Origin of the sequence: Nocardia sp. NPDC058480 (assembly GCF_042720495.1) — a bacterium.
Classification (GTDB): domain Bacteria; phylum Actinomycetota; class Actinomycetes; order Mycobacteriales; family Mycobacteriaceae; genus Nocardia.
This window is the reverse complement of record NZ_JBHXMN010000002.1, coordinates 556,765-577,014: the sequence shown is the minus strand read 5'-3', so window position 1 is coordinate 577,014 and position 20,250 is coordinate 556,765. Positions and strand designations below refer to the sequence as shown.

The following is a 20,250-nucleotide window of genomic DNA, read 5'->3' as shown; positions in this document are numbered from 1 at the left end:
CTCCTCAGCTTTCAAGCGGATTCATTCCGACCACAACCACAGTAGTGGCCACCACCACCCCACCGACAGCCACCTGCGGTTTATTGCACCCCCGGGCCCCACACCTCCAGGAGCCACCAGAATAAAGGGCAGAGCGGTCATTCATGACCGCTCTGCCCTAATCGTCGGATTCGCCACACCTTTCGGCGCGAGGAGTCTGTCGCGGTTCTCCGACTACGCGTCGTCGAGGAGTTCCGCGGTCACCGCGGACTCGGTATCGGGGATACCGAGGTCCTTGGCGCGGCGGTCGGCCATCGACAGCAAGCGCCGGATCCGGCCCGCGACAGCGTCTTTGGTCATCGGCGGCTCGGCCAGCTGACCGAGTTCCTCGAGCGAGGCCTGCCGGTGCTGCACCCGCAGCCTGCCCGCCGCGGCGAGATGCTCGGGAACATCGTCGGCGAGGATCTCGAGCGCCCGCTCCACCCGAGCTGCCGCCGCGACGGCCGCGCGCGCCGAACGACGCAGGTTCGCGTCGTCGAAGTTGGCGAGCCGGTTGGCGGTGGCCCGCACCTCACGGCGCATCCGCCGTTCTTCCCAGGTGAGCCTGGTGTCCTGCGCGCCCATCCGGGTGAGCAGGGCGCCGATCGCCTCACCGTCACGCACCACGACACGATCTGTGCCGCGCACCTCCCGCGCCTTCGCGGTGATGCCGAGCCTGCGCGCCGCACCGACCAGAGCCAGTGCCGCCTCCGGACCTGGGCAGCTCACCTCGAGCGCCGAGGAACGACCTGGCTCGGTGAGCGAACCGTGCGCGAGAAACGCGCCACGCCACGCCGCTTCGGCGTCACCGATGCTGCCGCCGACCACCTGCGCGGGCAGCCCGCGAACGGGGCGTCCGCGCACGTCGAGCAATCCGGTCTGGCGCGCCAGCGCCTCGCCTTCCTTCGACACCCGCACGACGTAGCGGGAGGTCTTGCGTAGTCCACCCGCGCCGAGCACATGGACGTCGGAGCCGTATCCGTACAGCTCGAAAATCTCTCTACGCAGTCGCCGGGCGATGGACCCCATGTCCACCTCGGCTTCCACGATCACCCTGCCCCCCACGATGTGCAGACCGCCCGCAAACCGCAGCAACGCCGACAGTTCCGCTTTGCGCGAGCTGACCTGCGATACCACGAGCCTGCTCAGCTCGTCCTTCACTTCGGCTGTCATCGCCACGAGACGCGCTCCTTTCCCACCGACCCGGAACGCACATCTGCCACACTGTGCCGTCCCTCGACTCGAAGCCCTGCCAGTTGCGGCCGCGGCGACTGGATCAGCTGATCCAGTGCGGCGGCGAGTTTTCCAGGATGATGCCGATCCGTTCCCGGCTCGGCGACATCGCAGAACGTTACCCGTGCACGCAACTGTTCGGCGGCTCTTGCCACATGTTCCCGTTGCCGCCCCTCGGGCACCGACGCCGAGTCGACGAGCACGTCGTCGACCGCGAAATCCGGTGCGTGCTGGGACAATACATGCAGATGTCGCTCCGCGGAAAAGCCGGCGGTCTCGCCCGGCTCCGCGGCCAGATTCAGAACCAATACTTTACGTGCCCCGGTGCGTACCAGTGCCGCGTGCAACTGCGGCACCAGGACATGCGGAATGACGCTGGTGAACCACGAACCAGGTCCCAGCACAACAACATCCGCGTCGTCGATAGCGGCGGTCGCCTCGGGGCTGGCAGGCGGATCGGACGGAATCAGCCGCACCCGCCGGACCTTACCCGGCGTGGTCGCCACCGCAACCTGACCACGCACGCACCGGCCGATCCGCGGATCCGATTCCAGGCCCGACACTTCGGCCTCGATATCGAGCGGAATCGGCGACATCGGCAGCACCCGGCCGGTGATCCGCAGCAGTCTGCCCACCTCGTCGAGCGCGGCCACCGGATCACCGAGGATGTCGGTGAGCCCGGCCAGGATCAGATTGCCCACCGAGTGCCCGGCAAGGGCGCCGGTGCCGCCGAAGCGGTGCTGCACCGTCGTGGTCCACACACCGTCGGCGTCGTCGGACAGCGCTGCCAGGGCCATCCGCAGATCGCCCGGCGGGAGCATGCCCAGCTCGGCGCGTAGCCGCCCGGAGGATCCGCCGTCGTCGGCGACAGTGACCACCGCGGTGATCCGCCTGGTCAGCCTGCGTACCGCCGTCAATGTCGCGTACAGCCCATGTCCGCCGCCCAGCGCGACGACGGCTGGGTCGGCTTCGGTTCGACTCATTCGCGCCCCAGATCCCGGTGCACGACGCGAACGACGTCCACCGCCACGTGCCCGGTATCGGCACCGATGCGCTCACCCAGTGCCTCGGCGATAGCGACGCTGCGATGTTTGCCGCCGGTGCACCCCACTGCCACGGTCATGTATCGCTTCCCCTCTTGGCGGTATCCGGTCGTCGTCAGGTCGACCAGGTGTTTGCCGGTCTGCAGGTAGTCCCGCGCACCCGGCCTGGACAGCACGTAATCGCTGACCACCGACTCCTGTCCGGTGTGTTCCCGCAATTCCGGAATCCAATGCGGGTTGGGCAGGAATCGCACGTCCAACACCATGTCGGCGTCGAGGGGAACACCGTACTTGAAGCCGAACGATTGCACGGTCAGTTGCAGTGCGGCTGGCGCGCCCGCGCCGTATGCCTCCTCCAGCTTGCGGTGCAGCTGGTGGATCGACAGCTCGGTGGTGTCGATCACGAGGTCGGCGGCGCCCTTGACCGGGGCGAGCCTGGCGCGTTCGGCGGTCAGACCGGCCGAGAGCGTCCCGTCGGGGCTGTCGCTCTGCAGCGGATGACGACGCCGGGCGAAGCCGAAGCGCCGGATCAGCACATCGTCGGACGCCTCGAGAAACAGCACCCTGGTGCGGATGCCCGCGCCGCGCAACTGCTCGGTGACACCGGACAGCTCGCCGGTGAAGAATCGGCTGCGCACGTCCATGACCAGCGCGAGCCGCCGGATCGGTGGATCGGCCGCGGCGCCTAGTTCGATCATCCGCCCGATCAGTTCGGGCGGTAGGTTGTCGGTCACGTACCAGCCGAGATCCTCCAGCACGCGCGCGGCAGTGCCGCGGCCCGCGCCGGACAAGCCGGTCACGATAACCACTTCGACTGGTTGCTGTGTGTCGGTGACCGTCCCGGATTGCTCGGGTGCCGCCCCCGCCTTGTTATTCGATTCGACGCGTGTCATGTCCTACCGGATCCGTTTCTGGGTGCCTTTCGATCATCCCGCACCGGTTCGGGTATCGGGCGCAGACACACAACGTACGGCACACGCAATGTTGCGTGCTGCGATCCCGGCCGTGCGGTTACGGGCTGTTGAGTGCGGCGAGCACTGCTTTTGCCGTCGAGACCCCGATTCCGGGCACCGAGGTGATTTCTTCGACAGTCGCGTCCTTGATCCTGGCGACCGAGCCGAAGTGGGTGACCAAGGCGGTCCGCCTCGTCTCGCCGAGGCCCGGCACCGAGTCCAGCGCCGATGCTGTCATCCGGCGGGAGCGTTTGCTGCGATGGAAGGTGATGGCGAAGCGATGGGCCTCGTCGCGCACCCGTTGCAGCAGGAAAAGTGCCTCACTGTTGCGCGGCATGATCACCGGGTCGGCCTCGCCGGGCACCCAGACCTCTTCGAGGCGTTTGGCCAGGCCGATCACCGCGACATCGGTGATGCCGAGGTCATCCAGGACCTCGGCGGCAGCGGCGACCTGGGGTGCACCGCCGTCGACGACGTAGAGGTTGGGCGGGTAGGCGAAGCGGCGCGGTCGGCCGGTGGTGGGGTCGATGCCGGGGCGTGAGGCTGGTTCGTCGACCTCGTCGGGTTCGATCTCGACAGGTTGTTCGCGGTCGCGGGCAAGCCGGGCGAACCGGCGGCGGGTTACCTCCGCGATGCTGCCGACGTCGTCGGAGCGGCCGTCGCCCGCGGCTTCCTTGATCGCGTAGTGGCGGTAGTCGGACTTGCGGGCCAGGCCGTCTTCGAAAACCACCAGCGAGGCGACCACGTCGGTGCCCTGCACGTGGCTGATGTCGACACATTCGATCCGCAGTGGGGCACTGTCGAGTTCGAGAGCGTCTTGAATATCTTGCAGCGCTTGCGATCTCGAGGTGAGATCACCGGCGCGGCGGAGCTTGTGCTGGGCCAGTGCCTCAGCGGCGTTGCGCTGCACCATCTCGGCAAGCGCCTTCTTGTCACCGCGCTGCGGGATGCGCAGCGAGACCGCGGAGCCGCGCATCTCGCTGAGCCACTCGCCGATCTCCACGGCGTCGGCGGGCAGCTCGGGCACCAGTACCTCACGCGGGACGACGATGGCCGCGTCGCCGTTCTGGTCTGCCACGGAAGCCTGTTCGCCGTAGAACTGCGTGAGGAACTGTTCGACCAGCGCGGCGAGTTCGGTTCCCGATTCCGCGACGTCGAGCGCGTCGCCTGCTTTGTCGACGACCCAGCCGCGCTGGCCGCGCACGCGTCCGTCGCGGACATGGAAGATCTGGACCGCGGCTTCGAGTTCGTCGGTGGCGAAGGCGATCACATCGGCATCGGTGCCGGTGCCGAGCACCACGGCCTGCTTCTCGAGTGCGCGGCGCAGCGCCTGCACATCGTCGCGCAAACGGGCGGCGTTCTCGAAGTCGAGGTCTTCGGCGGCCTCGTGCATGCGGCGTTCGAGTGCGCGCACCATCTTGTCGGTCTTGCCGGAGAGGAAGTCGCAGAAGTCCTCGACGATCTGGCGGTGTTCGTCGGCGTCGACCCGGCCCACGCACGGCGCGGAACACTTGTCGATGTAGCCGAGCAGGCAGGGGCGCCCGATCTGGCTGTGCCGCTTGAAGACTCCGTTGGAGCAGGTGCGCGCCGGGAACACCCGCAGCAGCAGGTCGAGGGTTTCCCGAATCGCCCAGGCGTGGGCGTACGGGCCGAAGTAGCGCACGCCCTTCTTGCGGGCACCGCGATAGACGAACAGCCGCGGGTACTCCTCGTTGAGGGTCACCGCGAGCACCGGGTAGGTCTTGTCGTCGCGGTAACGCACATTGAACCGCGGATCGAATTCCTTGATCCAGTTGTACTCGAGCTGCAGCGCCTCCACCTCGGTGGACACCACCGTCCACTCGACAGCGGCCGCCGTGGTCACCATCTGCTTGGTGCGCGGATGCAGCGAGTACACATCCGCGAAGTAGGAATTCAGCCGACTCCGCAGGCTCTTGGCCTTGCCGACATAGATGACCCGCCCGTGCACGTCCCGGAACTTGTACACACCGGGTTCGACGGGGATCGTGCCCGGCGCCGGCCGGTACGTCGCGGGATCTGCCACCTGTCAAGCCTAGCGAGGGGCCCCGACAGGTCCGCACGGCCGGAGGTTTCGCCCACCTCCGACATGTCCGCACCCCCCGAGGCGGTCACACGGACCGAGGCGCCGTCGATAGTCCGCCGGTCGACGGACTGCGGCGGCGCGCCGGGACCGGCCGAATACCCGCCTGTGTAGCGTGAGTGTTCGGATGATGTGCCCGAAAGGACGACGATGAGCAACGCTGCCGCCCTGCCGCGAACTGTTGATGACCGGTACGACGACGAGGTGACCCCGTTCGGGGTCATGCCCGGCACTGTGCGCGGAGCACGGCTGATCGCGGCGGTCGCTGCCGCTGTGGGTGTGGTGCTGATCGCGATCACGGTGGCGCTCGGTGGCTCGCTCGGCGCGCTGCTCGCCGGATATCTGCCGTCCTTCGCGCTGGTCCCGTTGGTGCTGCTGTTCCGGCAGGGCAGTGACCTGGTGCGCAAGGTGGCGATCGGGATCGCGGTGCTGGCGCTGCTGGTGTCGTCGACGGGCATTCTCACCGGACTGCCGCCCGGCGTGGTCGGCGTTGTTGCCAACGGGGCCGTCGCCGGTCTCCTGCTTCGCCCCTCGGCCCGTACCTGGTTCACCCGCGAGCGCTGACCCGCGTATCGGCTGGCTCGAGCGGGCGCGCCGACGGTGGGCAGCCGGTCAGTCGGCTGCCCGGATGCCGTGTTCGGCGAGTGCGTCGATGAGGGCGCGAGGGCGATCGACGGTGGGGACCGCGTCGACGAGGGCGAAGCGGGCGCCGAGGGTGGTGGCGCCGCCGTCGGCTTCGGTGCTGTCGCCGATCATGAGCACGCGTTCAGGGTCGACGCCGAGGCGATCGGTCGCGTCGCGGAAGATCTGGGCGCTCGGTTTGATGGCGCCTACTTCATAGGACAGGGTCATCGAACCGATCAGATCCGTCCAGCCGTGCTTCGCGAAGGCGGGGCGGATGTCGAAGGCGATATTGCTGACGATGCCGACCAGGATTCCCTGGGCAGCAAGGGATTTCAGGACCGTGCCAGTGTCGGGGTACGGCGTCCAGGTGAGTGGGTCGATGAGGCGTTCGTAGAGGCGCGTTGCCTGGGTGTCGGGGACGCCGGAGCCGCGCAGCACCTCGAGGTAGGCGTGACGGTGCAGGGCGGGGTCGAGATCGCGGTTGTCCCAGGCATGTTGGCCTGCCGCGTCGAAGGTCATGAACTGCTCGACCGGGGCTGTCATCCGACGCAGTACTTCGGCTTTCGCCGCGATGTCGAACGGCGTTCCGTCGTCGCCGACGAGTTCGTCGGCCCAGGTCCGGTCGTCCTCCAAACGGAAGACCGTACCCGAGTAGTCGAATAACACCGCATCGATATCCATGTCAGCCAGGGTAGCCAGACGGCGACCGCGCACCTCGCGGAAATCGGACGGGGAACCCAAGATTCGCGTACACGTCATCCGGGTGTCGACATCGTCGAGCAGGTCGATGGCATGCGGGCCGGGCCGAAAAAGATCGAATCGTGTCGGACCGGCGAGTTACGCTGCCTACATGACGCCAAGGCGACGGACGTGGATCGGGGCCACGACGGCCGCAGTGCTCGCGGTGGGGGTACTGGCCGGTTGTTCGACAGACGAGAAGACGGCAGCGGAGTGCACGAGCACGCCCAACGGGACTGCGGTGTCCGCGGCGCCCGCGACCGGCGGGGGTGCGCCGACCACGCAGAATCTCAGCACCAATCCTGAGATCGCGTCGGGGTATCGCGCGGATATGACGGCGGTGCGCACCAGCACCTACGCGGTGTCGACCGCCAATCCGATCGCCACCGAGGCCGCGTGCCGGGTGCTGCGGGCGGGTGGCACCGCGACCGACGCGCTGGTCACCGCGCAAGCGGTGCTCGGGTTGGTCGAACCGCAGGCGTCCGGAATCGGCGGTGGCGCGTTCCTGGTGCACTACGACGCGAAGTCGCGCACGGTCGACACCTACGACGGCCGCGAGACCGCGCCCGCCGCGGCGACCGAGAACTATCTGCGCTGGGTCAGCGACACCGACCGCACCGAACCCGCGCCGAACACCCGGGCCAGCGGCCGCTCGATCGGCGTTCCCGGAGTGCTGCGGATGCTCGAACTCGCACATTCCGAGCACGGGATGAGCGCCTGGAAGGAACTGTTCGACCCCGCGATCAGCCTGTCCGACAGCGGTTTCGAGATCAGTCCGCGGCTGGCCGGGCAGATCGCCGAATCCGCGAAGGACCTGGCCGTCGACGAAGCCGCACGCGGCTACTTCCTCGAACCCGACGGTTCGCCCAAGAAGTCCGGGACCGTCCTCACCAATCCGGCGCTGGCGAAAACGCTCTCGACGATCGCGACCGACGGCGCGAAAGCCTTCTACAACGGTGCTATCGCCGAGGACATCGTCGAAGCGGCCGGCAGCACGGCAGGTGGACGCACCCCCAGTGCGCTGACCACCACCGACCTGGCCGATTACGAGGCAAAGAAGCGCACGGCGCTGTGCACCGGGTATCGCAAGTACGAACTGTGCGGCATGCCCGCACCGTCCTCGGGTGGCAGCACCGTCGCCGCGACGCTGGGCATCCTCGCCAACTTCGACATCCCCGCGTTGCGCCCCCAGGAGATCGATGCCAACGGCGGGCGCCCCGACGCGCAGGCCGTGCACCTGATCGCCGAGGCCGAGCGGCTGGCCTACGCCGACCGCAACAAGTACGTCGCCGACCCGGATTTCGTTCCACTGCCGGGCAATTCGGCCCTCTCGCTGGTCCACCCGCAGTACCTGAAGGAGCGGTCGACGCTGATCGACCCCCAGCGCAGCATGGGTACCGCCAAGCCCGGCAATCTCGGACCGGTCCCGCTCGGCAACGGCCCGCAGCCGCCCGAGCACGGCACCAGCCACATCTCGGTCGTCGACAAGTACGGCAATGCCGCCGCGATGACCACCACGGTCGAATCGGCGTTCGGTTCGTTCCATCTCGTCGATGGGTTCGTGCTCAACAATCAGCTCACCGACTTCGCCGCCGACCCGCTCGACCCCGACGGCACCCCGGTGGCCAACCGCCTCCAGCCCAATAAGCGCCCGCGCAGTTCGATGGCCCCGACCCTGGTGTTCGAGCGCGACGACAAGGGCGACCGGGGCGAACTGAAGCTCGTCACGGGTTCACCCGGCGGTTCGGTGATCATCCAGTTCGTCGTGAAAACGCTTGTCAACGTGCTGGATTGGGGACTCGACCCGCAACAGGCGGTCTCCGGGGTGTCGTTCGGCGCAGGCAACACCCCGGTCACCGGGGTAGGCGGCGAGCACCCCGACATCGATGCCACCGACAACGGCGACCATGATCCGCTGGTCGAGAAGCTGCGGGCGATGGGTCATCAGGTCTCTGTTGCGCCGCAGTCCAGTGGGCTCAGCGCCCTGCAAAACAACGGCAAGGACGGCTGGATCGGCGGTGCGGATCCGCGCCGCGAGGGAGCGGTCCTCGGCGACACCCGCTGACGCGCCTGCCTGTGCGTCACCACCGGGTGGCGCACAGGCGGTTGCGGTGCAGGCAATCAGTCGGCTCCAAGTGCCAACGGTCAGCGACGTTCAGTCCTGCGGGGCGTAGCGGGCGCCGAGTTCGCGGACGCGCTCGATGGCGTCGGCGGCGTGGGTCTTGTCGTTGGAACGGATTGCGAGCATCGGGACGTAGTCGTCATCGGCCAGTTCGAGGCGGGCCCACGACTTGCGGTCGGGGAAGGACACACCGCGGATGTACGCCCACGGGTACACCTGCTCGCCCAGGATGTTGCGTACCCCGACACCCTGGCTACCCGCGCGCACGCGTGGTCGGGTCAGCATCAGCACCGCACCCGCACCGACCACCCCGATCAGGATCATCGCGACCTGATCGGCGACCCGGAAGTTCACCCCGGTCGACCCGGTTCGCAGCAGCAACCCACCTGCGGTGAAGGCGACCACGATGACGACGGCGACCACGATGGCGGTGCGGATCGCCCGGCGCGGCCGCACCTCGAACTCCCAACCCGTGTCGGGCTCGGGAGCACTGCGACGCCATGTCCGCACCACCGGCACGGTCACACCGATCGCAGCGCGCGCAGGGTGAGCGCGGCGTCGAGGGCGGCGGCACATGCCTGCTCGCCCTTGTCCTCCGCCGAACCGGGCAGCCCGGCCCGATCGCGCGCCTGCTCCTCGTCGTTCGTGGTGAGCACACCGTTGGTGACGGGTGTCGCCGCATCCAGCGACACCCGGGTCAGCCCGGCCGTCACCGCATCACAGACGTACTCGAAATGCGGTGTGCCACCACGGATCACGACACCGAGCGCCACCACGGCATCGTGGGTGCGCGCCAGCTCCTGCGCGACGACCGGCAGCTCCATCGCGCCGGCGCAGCGCACCACGGTCACGTGTTCGACGCCGGCTTCCTTGGCCACCCGTTCGGCATTGGCCACGAGGGTGTCGCAGATCTCGGTGTGCCAGCGCGAGGCGACGATGCCGAGTTTGACGTCTTTGGCCTGTGCCAAGGCGAAGGTCGGAACACCCGTGCCGCTCATCGTTGCCGCCTTTCGGAAGTAGTGATCACTGCGCGGTTTCGCCCAGGTCGAGATCGTCGAGGCCGACCAGGACGTGGCCCATCCGATCCCGCTTGGTGCGCAAGTAGTGCAAATTCTCGGCATTGGCGCGCAACGGCATCGGGACACGCTCGGTGATCGCGAGGCCGTAGCCGTCGAGGCCGACCCGCTTGGCCGGATTGTTGGTGAGCAAGCGCATCGAGCGGATACCGAGATCGACCAGGATCTGCGCGCCGGTGCCGTAATCACGGGCGTCGGCGGGCAGACCGAGATCCAGGTTGGCGTCGACGGTGTCGCGGCCGGTGTCCTGCAACTGGTAGGCCTGCAGCTTGTGCATCAGGCCGATGCCACGGCCCTCGTGTCCACGCATGTAGAGGACTACGCCGCGACCCTCCTGATCGACCATCTCGAGCGCCGCGTCCAGCTGCGGGCCGCAATCGCAGCGCAGCGAGCCGAAGACATCGCCGGTCAGGCATTCCGAGTGCACGCGCACCAGCACGTCCTCGCCGTCGCCGATGTCGCCGCGCACCAGGGCGACATGCTCGGCGTCGTCGAAGATGCTCTGGTAGCCCACGGCCTTGAAGTCGCCGTGCGCGGTCGGAATACGGGCCTCGGCCACCCGCACGACATGCTTCTCGTGCTTGCGCCGCCAGGCGATCATGTCGGCGATCGAGATCATCGCCAGGTTGTGCTCGTCGGCGAACACGCGCAGCTCGTCGGTGCGCGCCATGTGCCCGTCGTCCTTCTGGCTGACGATCTCGCAGATCACGCCCGCGGGACGCAGTCCGGCCATCCGGGCCAGGTCGACCGCGGCCTCGGTGTGGCCGGGCCTGCGCAGCACGCCGCCGTCCTTGGCGCGCAGCGGCACCACGTGGCCGGGGCGGGTGAATTCGTCGGCCTTGGCCTGGGCACTGGCCAGCAAGCGCATGGTGACGGCCCGGTCGGCGCCGGAGATGCCGGTGGTGATGCCCTCGCGCGCGTCCACCGAGACGGTGTAGGCGGTGCCGTGCTTGTCCTGGTTCATCGCGTACGCCGGCGGGAGACCGAGTCGGTCGCAGTCGTCGGCGGTGAGCGGCACGCAGATGTAGCCGGAGGTGTAGCGGATCATGAACGCGACCAGCTCCGGGGTGGCCTTCTCGGCCGCGAAGATGAGATCGCCTTCGTTCTCCCGGTCCTCGTCGTCGATGACGACAACAGCCTTGCCGGCCGCGATATCGGCGACCGCGCGCTCGATGCTGTCCAACCTGGTCACGTCTGCTAGCTCCGTATTTTCGGCGGCCGGGGCCGCTGGGTTCTCGGCCCTGAGGCCTCGATCTTCCCTCCCGGCGGGTGCTCCTTCGTCACACCCTCTGGTCAGTCCAGATCGAGGCGGCCGAGAAACCCTCCGTGGGATGGCAATGACTTCCTACATTACGGCGTGGTCCTCTGGTGTTCTGTGAGGCCCGCCACCGATCGGTTTCAGCCTCGCTGGGCGAGGCGTTCTACGTACTTCGCGATGACGTCTACCTCGAGGTTGACGGTGGCGCCCACCGGGGCGGTGCCGAGGACGGTCAGGGCGAGGGTGGTCGGGATCAGGGAGACCTCGAACCAATCACGGGTTCCGTCCGCGCTCGGCTCGTCCTCGATTCCGAGAGCCGAGACGGTGAGGGAGACACCGTCGACGGTGATCGAGCCCTTCTCCACTACATAGCGTGCGATGGCATCCGGCAGCGAGATGCGCACGACCTCCCAGTTCTCCGACGGGCTGCGGCGCAGGACGGTGCCGGTGCCGTCGACGTGACCCTGCACGAGGTGCCCGCCGAGGCGGCTGTTCAGTGCGGCCGCGCGTTCGAGGTTGACCGGCGAACCGGCGACCAGGCCGCCGATGCTCGAACGCTGCAACGTCTCATCCATGACATCGACGGTGAAGCTGTCGCCGTCGACGACGTCGACGACGGTGAGGCAGACGCCGTTGACAGCGATCGAATCGCCGTGTCCGGCATCGGAAGTCACCAGCTTGCCGCGGATCGTCAACCGGGCGGCGTCGGTCAGCGCTTCGGTGGCCACGATCTCGCCGAGCTCTTCGACGATCCCTGTGAACATGCCTGACTCCCTTGTCGCGTCATTCGTACCCGTTGGGCCCAACAGCAGGTGGGTGGCCGCTATTCCCGCGCGGCCGCCCAGCTCGTCGCACAGCCTAGTAGCGCGGCCGGTGAGCCCGGGGCGGGGGCCGAACCCGACCACAGGCAGCACTGGGTCACCGAAAGCGATCGTCGCGGCATCGATTCGACGGCAAAGGTGTATCGACATGACGAAACACCGCCGTTAATCAGCCCGGCGGTTGTCGTTCAATCCAATTTTCGACGAACCGGCCCCCTGCATTCATCCGGCAGTCTTAACCTGGTATTACCCGCCATTACGAACTGGAAACACGGTGAGTGGAATGCTTGCGCCCGCCGCGCCATTGACGCAATATTGTTACGTCAACGATTCCTGCTGTTCAACCAGATGCCGGGGCCTGGAACTGCGGGTTCTCCCGACATCATCGCCCGGAGCACTGCGGCTACCGGGAGTTCGCCCCAGGGATAGTCCACCACTCCAGGAAGACAACACTGTGGGTTACAACGGGTTCGCTATATGTGGGGGTGTCGCGTGAGCACATTGATCGATTCGACGCTGGAAATGCGCTGCGTGCGTTATCGGCGAGAGTTGCATCTGCCTGCCAAGATCGATTTCGACTCCCGCCGCATTCTGCTCCAGATCGGCGCGCACTACGGCGCGGTGACCATGCCCGGCGACCTGGGCGAGCGAGTGCAGGCCCGATTGCGCGAGGCCGCCATCGCGGGCCCGGTCGTCGATCACCCCCGCGCCCGGCGTTGGACGTTCCTCACCGGCCCGTGCCGACCCGATTCCCTCACCGCGACCGCCTCGGCCGAACTGTTCCGCCTCTACGCGACCGTCGCCTGCGCGGGTAGCCAGATCGTGCTGCCCTCCCCCGACGACGAGCGCACCGGCTATCGCACCTGGGTGCAGGAACCCGTATCCGGCGACCATCGGCCGCCGGTGCAGGCAGTCATCGACGCGGCGCGGGCGCTCGGCACCCGCAAACTCCGCTCCCTGTAGCTAGGGCAGCCAGACCGACGCGGCCAGGTTGCGCAGCTTCTGCACGGCGGCACCGGGATCGGCGGTGTTGTAGACGGCCGACCCGGCAACGAAACAATCGATGCCTGCCGCGGCGGCCTGCTCGATGGTGTCATCGTTGATGCCGCCATCGATTTCGACGACCAGGTGCAGCTCACCCGAGTCGACCAGGTTGCGCACGATCCGCGCCTTCTCCAGCACGCTGGGAATGAACGACTGCCCGCCGAAACCCGGTTCCACGCTCATCACCAGCAGGGTGTCGAATTCGCGCAGGATTTCCAGGTACGGCTCGATCGGAGTGTTCGGCTTCACCGACAGCCCGGCCCGGCCACCCGCGGCGCGGATATCGCGCGCCACCGCGATCGGATCGTCGGCCGCCTCGGCGTGGATGGTGACGTTGTAGGCACCCGCCTCGGCATAGCTCGGGGCCCAGCGGCCCGGATCGTCGATCATCAGATGGCAATCGAACGGGATGTCGGTGGCCTTGAGCAGGCTCTGCACGATCGGCAGACCCAGTGTGAGGTTCGGCACGAAGTGGCCGTCCATGACGTCGACGTGGAGCCAGTCGCATCCTTCGACAGCCGCGGCCTCGGCGGCCAGGTTCGCGAAGTCCGCGGACAGGATTGACGGGGCGATCATCGGCTGGGACGGACGGGAGAACGTCGGAGTGGACACAGCGCGCCAGTGTAGCGACGGCAATGGTGATTGGCCTGCCGGGATATGGGTAGCCTTCTCAGGGTGACCAATTTTTCGGCGGAACAAGGGCCCTTCGGCGCCCCGGTGGAGATTCGTGTGGCAGCACAGCTGACGCAGCTGCCAATCGTGCGCGGACTGGCCGAAACACTGGTACTACTCAGCGATTTCACCCTCGACGAGGTAGCCGATGTGCGCCTCGCCGTGGACGAAGTGTGCTCGACGCTCATCGCGATCGCCGCCCCGGATTCGCTGCTCACCTGCGAATTCCTGGTCGGTGACACCGAATTGCAGGTGGCCGTCGACGGTGTCGCGGCGGCGCAGGGCATGCCGGACCAGCGCAGCTTCGGGTGGCATGTGCTGCGCACACTGTGCGACGAGGTGACTGCCGAGCAGCAGGATTTCGACGCGGGCGTGTCCGGGTTTCCGACGACGGTCCGATTCCGACGGGTCCGGGGGAAGGCGTAGTGCACGGCGAAGACAACAAGCCCGACCGACACGATCTCAGCGAACCCGGCAAAACCGACTCCCCTACCGCGGATTCGGACAAGACCGCTGAACCGGAGAAGGAAGCCCCCGAGCAGGAAACTCTCGAGGAGGAGACCGAAACACCCGAACCGGTGTCCGGGTACGACGATGTCAGCGCCCTGTTCGAGCGCCTCGCGGCGACCGAGCCGGGCAGCGTCGCGCACGCGGTGGCGCGCGACGCGCTGATCAACCGCTGCATACCGCTGGCCGACCACATCGCGCGCAAGTTCAGCGGGCGCGGTGAGCCGTTCGACGATCTGTCGCAGGTGGCGCGGGTCGGTCTGGTGCACGCGGTGGATCGGTTCGATCTGAGCCGCGGCTCGAATTTCCTGTCCTTCGCGGTGCCGACGATCATGGGTGAGGTCCGGCGATACTTCCGTGACAACACCTGGGCGATGCGGGTTCCGCGGCGCGTCAAGGAAACGCATCTGCGCATCGGCGCGGCGGTGGATCAGCTGTCGCAGCGATTGGGGCGCTCCCCCACCGCCAAGGAGATCGCCGCCGAACTCGATGTCGACCCCGACGAGGTCACCCAAGCCGTCATCGCGGGCAATGCCTATCAGCCGACGTCGATCGACGCCGCCTCGATCGGGCGCGACAGCGACGCATCGCTGCTCGACACTCTCGGCGAGGAGGAATCGCAGTTCGACCGGGTCGAGGAGTACATCGCGGTGCGGCCACTGCTGGCGGGCCTGCCCGAACGTGAGCGCCGCATTCTGACCATGCGATTCTTCGAGTCGATGACGCAGACCCAGATCGCTTCGCAGCTGGGGATCTCGCAGATGCACGTATCGCGAATTCTCGCGAAAACCCTTGCGCGCCTGCGTGAATTGTCCGAACGGGACTGACTCGCGGGACGGGACAACGGTGTCCTACGCGCCCTGCCTGGCCCGGCGCAGCTTCGCGGGTGCGCGCAGCCACCAGGCACTGTCGAGCAGCTCGGCGAGCTGTTGCGGGTCGACCGCGTCCAGGTCGATGAGGATGTACGGGTGCCCGTCGTAGTGCGGGGTGGTGTAGAAAGCCGGGTCGCCGGAGGCCAGCAGTGCCTCCTTTTCCGCGGGCTCACAGAGCAGAACAAGGCCGCCTTCGGCTTCGTCACGTAATCGGGCGAAGCTCTTTCCGCCGACATTCAGGCCAGGGCTGCGCCACCAGGTGCCTTCCGCTACCTCCGGCAGTGCCGTCGCCATCACGACCACCTGCTCCCACGTCATCGTCATACGCCGATTCTCCTCCGCGGCGATCGCTTCCCGCTTGGACAAATGGAACGGCGCCGTCCCCCGTGTGGGGAACGGCGCCGTCGTATCGTCGCCTCTACTTCTTGCGCAAAGTCGCCAGGAACATCGCGTCGGTGCCGTGTCGGTGCGGCCACAGCTGCGCGGACGGGCCGTCGCCGAGATCGGTGACGCCGGGCAGGAACTCGCGGCTGTCGAGTTCCTCGGCGCCGGTGCGACGAACGAAATCGGCGACCACCGAGACTGTTTCCGCGAGGTGCGGTGAGCAGGTCGAATACACGACGACACCACCCGGACGCACCAGATCCCATGCGGCGGTGAGGAGTTCACGCTGCAAGGTGACCAGTTCGGCCACGTCGGCCGGGGTACGACGCCAGCGCGCCTCGGGACGCCGACGCAGGGCACCGAGGCCGGTGCACGGGGCGTCGACCAGAACGCGGTCGTAGCCGGGGGTCAGACCACTGTCGCGCCCGTCGGCGACGTGCACGGTGACGGGCAGGTTCCGGGTGGATTTGCGGACCAGTTCGGCGCGGTGCTCGGCCGGTTCGACGGCGTCGACGGTGAACAGGTCGATCGCCGCGAGGGCGCCGAGCAAAGCCGCCTTACCGCCGGGACCTGCGCAAAGATCGAGCCAGCGTCCCTTGTCCTCGCCTTCCAGTGGCGCGCGGGTGAGGGCCAGCGCGACCAGCTGGCTGCCCTCGTCCTGCACGGCGGCAATGCCGTCGCGGACCGGTTCGAGCTGGCCGGGGTCGCCGCCGTCGAGGTACACCGCGTAGGGCGACCAGCGGCCTTCCTCGCCGCCGGTGACCAGCGCCAGCTCTTCGGAGGTGATCTCGCCGGGCCGCGCGACCAGGTGCACGACCGGGCGCTCGTCGTCGGCTGCCAGCAGTGCGTCGAGCTCGCCTGCCTGTGCGCCGAGCGCGTCGGCGAACGATTGGGCGATCCACTTCGGGTGCGCGTGTTCGAAGGCGAGCTTGCCGACCGGGTCGGCCGGGGCCAACTCGGTGATCCACTCCTGCGCGGTCTTCTCTCCCGCCCGGCGCAGCACGGCATTGACGAAACCGGCACGGCCCTGGCCGAATTCGGCACTGGCCAGGTCGACGGAGGTGTCGACGGCGGCGTGCGCGCCGGTACGGGTCCGCAGCAGCTGGTAGACGCCGAGGCGCAGGATATCGAGGATGGGCCCGTCGATCTCGTCGACCGGGCGGCCCGCGCACGCCGAGATCACCGCGTCGAGCTGCCCCTGCGAACGGCTCGCGCCATAGGTGAGCTCGGTCGCGAACGCGGCGTCGCGCCCACTGATCTTGCGCTCGCGCAACAACTTCGGCAGCGCGAGGTTGGCATAGGCGTCGCGCTCACGCACCGCACGCAACACATCGAGGGCGACCTCGCGCGCCGGATCCACGGGCTCCCCGCGCCGCTTGCGCGGACTGGGCACGCTGGGATCGGGCCGCTCGGGACGACGCACAGGGGCAGCCTTGCCCTTTCCACCAGAATCTCGGCCGCCCGCGCCACGACCACGCGAATCTCCTTCGCGCGCACCACGATCGGGACGGGATCCGCCATGGTCGGATCGTCCCTCGCCGGAACGTGCCGAGCCGGAGCGTCCTGCGGCGCCACGATCACCGCGCTGGTCAGCAGCGTCACGACCCTGCGCACGCTCGCTCGCGCCGTGGCCGAAACCGGGACGGTCGTCCTCGCGGCGAGGTGCACCGGAGCGCGGAGCCTCGTCACGTCGATTGCCCGCGTCACGACCCTGCGCACGCTCGCTCGCGCCGCGGCCGAAACCGGGACGGTCGTCCTCGCGGCGGGGCGCGCGGGAGCGCGGAGCGTCGCCGCGTTGATTGCTCGCGTCACGACTCTGCGCGCCGCGCGCGACACCGGGACGGTCGTCCGCACGGCGGGTTGCGCCGGATCGGCCGCTATCGCGGTCGTCGCGACGCGGTCGATCGGCGCCGCCGCGGTCGTCGCGGCCTGTCCAGCGGTCGCCGTCCGCGCGCGGGGTGGTGGTGCCCTTCGCGGCGCGGGCGGCCCAACCGCCGTCGACGTTCTTGCTGGTGATCTTGCGGTCGTCACGGGGGCTGCTGCCGCGCGGCTCGCCCGCTTTTCCGGTGGGCTTGCGGTCGTCGCGGGACGTGACGCCCTTGGCGGCGTCGGCTTCGCGGCGACGCCTGCGGTCCGAGGCGCTCATGCCCGCACCCCGCTGCCGCTCGGCTCCGGCATGACCGCCATGGCAGCGGTATTCAGCTGCCGCTCGCTACGCTCGCTCATCCGATCACCGTGCCGGGGGTGAGGCGGGCGCCGCGGGCCCAGTCGAGGGCGTTCATCATCTTCTTGCCGGGCGGTTGGACCTGCCCCAGACGGACCGCTGTGGTCGATGTTCCGACGAAGACGCCGGATTTGCGCACCTCGATCTCGCGTTCGGGCAAGGTTTCCTCCACCATTTCCACCGGGCCGAGTTTGAGGCGCAGCCCGTTCACCTCGGTCCACGCGCCGGGCGCCGGAGTGACGGCGCGGATGTGGCGATGGATGGCAAGTGCGGGTCCGTCGAAACCGATCCGCCCCGCCTCCACGGTCACCTTCGGCGCGTAGGACACACCGTCGTGGGGTTGCGCAATAGCTTGCAGCGACCCGTCTTCCACCCCGTCCAGGGTCTTCTCGAGCAACACCGCGCCCGCCTCGGCCAGCCGGGCAAGCAGCTCACCCGCGGTGTCGGTGAGCCCGATCTTCTCGGTCATCACCCCGTACACCGGGCCGGTGTCCAGACCCGCTTCGATCAGGAAGGTCGACGCGCCGGTCATGTCATCGCCCGCGTCGATGGCCGCCTGCACGGGAGCCGCCCCACGCCAGGCGGGCAGCAGCGAGAAGTGCAGATTGATCCAGCCGTGCGCGGGGATGTCGAGCACCTGCTGCGGCAGCAGCGCGCCGTAGGCGACGACCGGGCAACAGTCCGGCGCGAGCTCGGTGAGCGCGGCGACGAATTCAGGCTCCGACGGCTTGCGCGGTGTGTACACCGGAATGCCGTGTGCATCGGCGAGCTGTCCCACGGGCGAGCGCATGATCTTGCGGCCACGGCCGGCGACCGCGTCGGGCCGGGTGACCACCGCGACGACCTCGTGGCCCTCGCTCTCGATCAACCGGCGCAGCGACGGCACCGCGGGTTCGGGCGTGCCCGCGAAAACGAGGCGCATCAGCGACCACCGCCGACACCACTGGATTCGCGCACGGTGACCCCGCCGCGGAACCAGTCGGATGCGCGGATGGTGCGCATCGCGTCTTTGCGGTCGGCCGGTTCGAGCCGGTTGATGAAAAGCACGCCGTCGAGGTGATCGTGTTCGTGCTGTACGCAGCGCGCGAGCAGCCCGTCGGCCTCGAAGTCCACCGGCGCACCGGTGATGTCGACCCCGGTGACCCGAACGCGCGATGCCCGGCGCACGTCGTAACGCACGCCGGGAATCGACAGGCACCCCTCGGGACCGACCTGTTCGTCGGCCCCGATGGCCGACCATTCCGGATTCACCACATGACCCGCGGCGTCGCCGGTGTCGTAGACGAACACCCGCAGCCCGACCCCGATCTGCGGCGCGGCCATCCCGACCCCACCGTCGTCGTGCATGGTCTCGGTGAGGTCGGCGACCAACGTGGCGAGGTCGGGACCGAACTCGGTGACCGCGTCGGCACGCGAACGCAGGATCGGGTCGCCGAACAGGCGAACGGGCTGAATGGTCACGGCGGCTCCCGGGGAGGACGAATTGCGGTTGTCCCAGTCTAGTGACCCCCAGAGGTGCTTCCGTCCAGCCCGGCCGTCAGGAGTTGCCCGCGATGATCACCTCGGGGATGCCGGTCCCGAGCGGGACCGGTGTGCAGACCGGGGCGGGTGCCCGGACGGGGTCGAGGATGCGCTGGAGCAACTGCTGCACGAAGGGGTCGTAGACCAGGTGGAAGTGGCCGGTCAGGTCGTCGGCGCACAGGTCCTGCAGGACGAGGTTCTCCGCGCCCGCACCGTGCAGCGCGATGTTGGAGAACGGCTGGATCATCTCGTCGACCCGGCTGCCGACGGTGACGTAACGGACACCGGGCACGGTGTCGCCCCCCGCGTTGAGCTCGACCATGAGTGGTTCGCCCTGAGCCTGCTGGACCGCAGCCGTCGAGGTGACCTTCGCGAAGACATCCATCATTCCGGGAATGGCCTGCCCAACCGGAACCAGTCCGTACATGACCCCGCCGTAACTGGGCGAGGCCAGGCCGACCCAGGTCCCGACCTTCGGCGCGCCCCCGAGTTTGTTGACGTAGAACCGGCTGACGTTCGCCCCCTGTGAGAACCCGACCAGATCGACCTTGGTCGCCTTGGTCGCGACGAGGACATCGTCGACGAACTGGGCGAGCTGGGCGAAACTGATCCGCATGTCCTCGGTGCCGTAGGTGTCGGCGCCCGGCGCCCCGCCGTAGTTCAGCGCGAAGACGCAGTAGCCGGCCGACACCAACTGCGGTCCGATGCCCGCCCAGTCGGAGTACGCGCTCGAGTCGGTGCCGTGCACCAACACGATCGGGCGCGGATGCTCGGCGCTCGGGGTACACCCGAAGTTGTTGAGGCCCACCGGAACCGAGTTCGGATGGGCATTGATGTAATGGGCGGCATCCAGATGATCGGATTGCGCCGGACCCGCCTCCATCGGAATGACCGCGGGCCGATAGCCCGTCGGTTCAGCGGCGGTGATCGGCGCGAAAGACACACCGATCACCGCCGCGCAGGCGAGTGCCGTGACCGACACCGCGCCGCGAAATCGTGATGTTCCCCAACCCCACAACGTTCCCGGTTGTTCCATATC

20 protein-coding genes are annotated in these 20,250 nt (G+C 68.1%); 5 read left to right on the top strand and 15 right to left on the bottom strand.

Features of this window, described 5'->3' with window-relative positions; all coding sequences use genetic code 11:
• Nucleotides 1–213: 213 nt before the first annotated feature.
• The 4 genes from whiA to uvrC form a co-directional block, all read right to left on the bottom strand.
• Nucleotides 214–1,197, bottom strand: coding sequence for a DNA-binding protein WhiA (whiA, locus tag ACFWO8_RS08255; protein ID WP_056810477.1), 984 nt, complete (start codon nucleotides 1,195–1,197; stop codon nucleotides 214–216).
• On the bottom strand, nucleotides 1,188–2,234 hold the full coding sequence (yvcK, locus tag ACFWO8_RS08250; protein ID WP_378945706.1) for a uridine diphosphate-N-acetylglucosamine-binding protein YvcK: 1,047 nt from the start codon (nucleotides 2,232–2,234) through the stop codon (nucleotides 1,188–1,190). Before yvcK ends, whiA begins: the two co-directional genes overlap by 10 nt.
• Nucleotides 2,231–3,187: an RNase adapter RapZ gene (gene rapZ / locus ACFWO8_RS08245; RefSeq protein ID WP_378945703.1), complete on the bottom strand. Its 957-nt coding sequence runs from the start codon at nucleotides 3,185–3,187 to the stop codon at nucleotides 2,231–2,233. The genes yvcK and rapZ overlap by 4 nt, the downstream gene beginning before the upstream one ends.
• 118 nt (nucleotides 3,188–3,305) lie before the next feature.
• Nucleotides 3,306–5,291, bottom strand: coding sequence for an excinuclease ABC subunit UvrC (uvrC, locus tag ACFWO8_RS08240; protein ID WP_378945698.1), 1,986 nt, complete (start codon nucleotides 5,289–5,291; stop codon nucleotides 3,306–3,308).
• 207 nt (nucleotides 5,292–5,498) lie between these two features.
• Here uvrC and ACFWO8_RS08235 point away from each other — a divergent pair, with 207 nt between their 5' ends.
• Nucleotides 5,499–5,912, top strand: coding sequence for a hypothetical protein (locus tag ACFWO8_RS08235; protein ID WP_378945695.1), 414 nt, complete (start codon nucleotides 5,499–5,501; stop codon nucleotides 5,910–5,912).
• 48 nt (nucleotides 5,913–5,960) lie between these two features.
• On the opposite strand, the gene ACFWO8_RS08230 is transcribed toward ACFWO8_RS08235, so the two are convergent.
• A complete protein-coding gene (locus ACFWO8_RS08230) occupies nucleotides 5,961–6,653 on the bottom strand; it encodes an HAD family hydrolase (RefSeq protein WP_378945692.1) in 693 nt (230 codons plus the stop codon).
• Nucleotides 6,654–6,822: 169 nt separating this feature from the next.
• On the opposite strand from ACFWO8_RS08230, the gene ggt reads away from it, so the two are divergent.
• Nucleotides 6,823–8,775, top strand: coding sequence for a gamma-glutamyltransferase (gene ggt / locus ACFWO8_RS08225; protein ID WP_378945687.1), 1,953 nt, complete (start codon nucleotides 6,823–6,825; stop codon nucleotides 8,773–8,775).
• Nucleotides 8,776–8,865: 90 nt separating this feature from the next.
• Here the strand turns inward: ggt and ACFWO8_RS08220 are convergent, their stop codons facing one another.
• The 4 genes from ACFWO8_RS08220 to ACFWO8_RS08205 form a co-directional block, all read right to left on the bottom strand.
• The gene (locus ACFWO8_RS08220) at nucleotides 8,866–9,351 is read right to left on the bottom strand and encodes a PH domain-containing protein (protein ID WP_378946257.1); all 486 of its coding nucleotides are present in this window, start codon (nucleotides 9,349–9,351) and stop codon (nucleotides 8,866–8,868) included.
• 2 nt (nucleotides 9,352–9,353) lie between these two features.
• Nucleotides 9,354–9,830 carry a 6,7-dimethyl-8-ribityllumazine synthase gene (gene ribH, locus ACFWO8_RS08215; RefSeq protein WP_378929156.1) on the bottom strand — a complete coding sequence of 159 codons (477 nt, stop codon included), beginning with the start codon at nucleotides 9,828–9,830 and terminating at the stop codon, nucleotides 9,354–9,356.
• A gap of 25 nt (nucleotides 9,831–9,855) precedes the next feature.
• Entirely contained in the window at nucleotides 9,856–11,100 is a 1,245-nt protein-coding gene (locus tag ACFWO8_RS08210; RefSeq protein ID WP_378945680.1) for a bifunctional 3,4-dihydroxy-2-butanone-4-phosphate synthase/GTP cyclohydrolase II, read from the bottom strand.
• A 206-nt stretch (nucleotides 11,101–11,306) separates the two neighbouring features.
• A complete protein-coding gene (locus ACFWO8_RS08205) occupies nucleotides 11,307–11,930 on the bottom strand; it encodes a riboflavin synthase (RefSeq protein ID WP_378945675.1) in 624 nt (207 codons plus the stop codon).
• A 549-nt stretch (nucleotides 11,931–12,479) separates the two neighbouring features.
• On the opposite strand from ACFWO8_RS08205, the gene ACFWO8_RS08200 reads away from it, so the two are divergent.
• Nucleotides 12,480–12,950 carry a hypothetical protein gene (locus ACFWO8_RS08200; RefSeq protein ID WP_378945672.1) on the top strand — a complete coding sequence of 157 codons (471 nt, stop codon included), beginning with the start codon at nucleotides 12,480–12,482 and terminating at the stop codon, nucleotides 12,948–12,950.
• Here ACFWO8_RS08200 and rpe read toward each other — a convergent pair whose 3' ends face one another.
• A complete protein-coding gene (gene rpe, locus ACFWO8_RS08195) occupies nucleotides 12,951–13,607 on the bottom strand; it encodes a ribulose-phosphate 3-epimerase (RefSeq protein ID WP_378946253.1) in 657 nt (218 codons plus the stop codon).
• A gap of 99 nt (nucleotides 13,608–13,706) precedes the next feature.
• Between rpe and ACFWO8_RS08190 the strand changes: the two genes are divergently transcribed.
• Nucleotides 13,707–14,129, top strand: a complete 423-nt coding sequence (locus tag ACFWO8_RS08190; RefSeq protein WP_378945668.1) for an ATP-binding protein — start codon at nucleotides 13,707–13,709, stop codon at nucleotides 14,127–14,129.
• Nucleotides 14,129–15,037, top strand: coding sequence for an RNA polymerase sigma factor SigF (locus ACFWO8_RS08185; RefSeq protein WP_378945665.1), 909 nt, complete (start codon nucleotides 14,129–14,131; stop codon nucleotides 15,035–15,037). Before ACFWO8_RS08190 ends, ACFWO8_RS08185 begins: the two co-directional genes overlap by 1 nt.
• A gap of 24 nt (nucleotides 15,038–15,061) precedes the next feature.
• Here the strand turns inward: ACFWO8_RS08185 and ACFWO8_RS08180 are convergent, their stop codons facing one another.
• From ACFWO8_RS08180 to ACFWO8_RS08160, 5 genes are all read right to left on the bottom strand, one after another.
• Nucleotides 15,062–15,406 carry an MmcQ/YjbR family DNA-binding protein gene (locus tag ACFWO8_RS08180; RefSeq protein ID WP_378945662.1) on the bottom strand — a complete coding sequence of 115 codons (345 nt, stop codon included), beginning with the start codon at nucleotides 15,404–15,406 and terminating at the stop codon, nucleotides 15,062–15,064.
• A 94-nt stretch (nucleotides 15,407–15,500) separates the two neighbouring features.
• Nucleotides 15,501–16,889 (bottom strand): RsmB/NOP family class I SAM-dependent RNA methyltransferase, encoded by a 1,389-nt coding sequence (locus ACFWO8_RS08175; protein ID WP_378946249.1) that lies wholly within the window; start codon nucleotides 16,887–16,889, stop codon nucleotides 15,501–15,503.
• 799 nt (nucleotides 16,890–17,688) lie between these two features.
• A complete protein-coding gene (gene fmt / locus ACFWO8_RS08170) occupies nucleotides 17,689–18,612 on the bottom strand; it encodes a methionyl-tRNA formyltransferase (RefSeq protein WP_378945658.1) in 924 nt (307 codons plus the stop codon).
• Nucleotides 18,612–19,151 carry a peptide deformylase gene (gene def / locus ACFWO8_RS08165; RefSeq protein WP_378945655.1) on the bottom strand — a complete coding sequence of 180 codons (540 nt, stop codon included), beginning with the start codon at nucleotides 19,149–19,151 and terminating at the stop codon, nucleotides 18,612–18,614. The genes fmt and def overlap by 1 nt, the downstream gene beginning before the upstream one ends.
• A 76-nt stretch (nucleotides 19,152–19,227) precedes the next feature.
• The gene (locus ACFWO8_RS08160; protein WP_378945652.1) at nucleotides 19,228–20,247 is read right to left on the bottom strand and encodes an esterase/lipase family protein; all 1,020 of its coding nucleotides are present in this window, start codon (nucleotides 20,245–20,247) and stop codon (nucleotides 19,228–19,230) included.
• Nucleotides 20,248–20,250 lie beyond the last annotated feature (3 nt).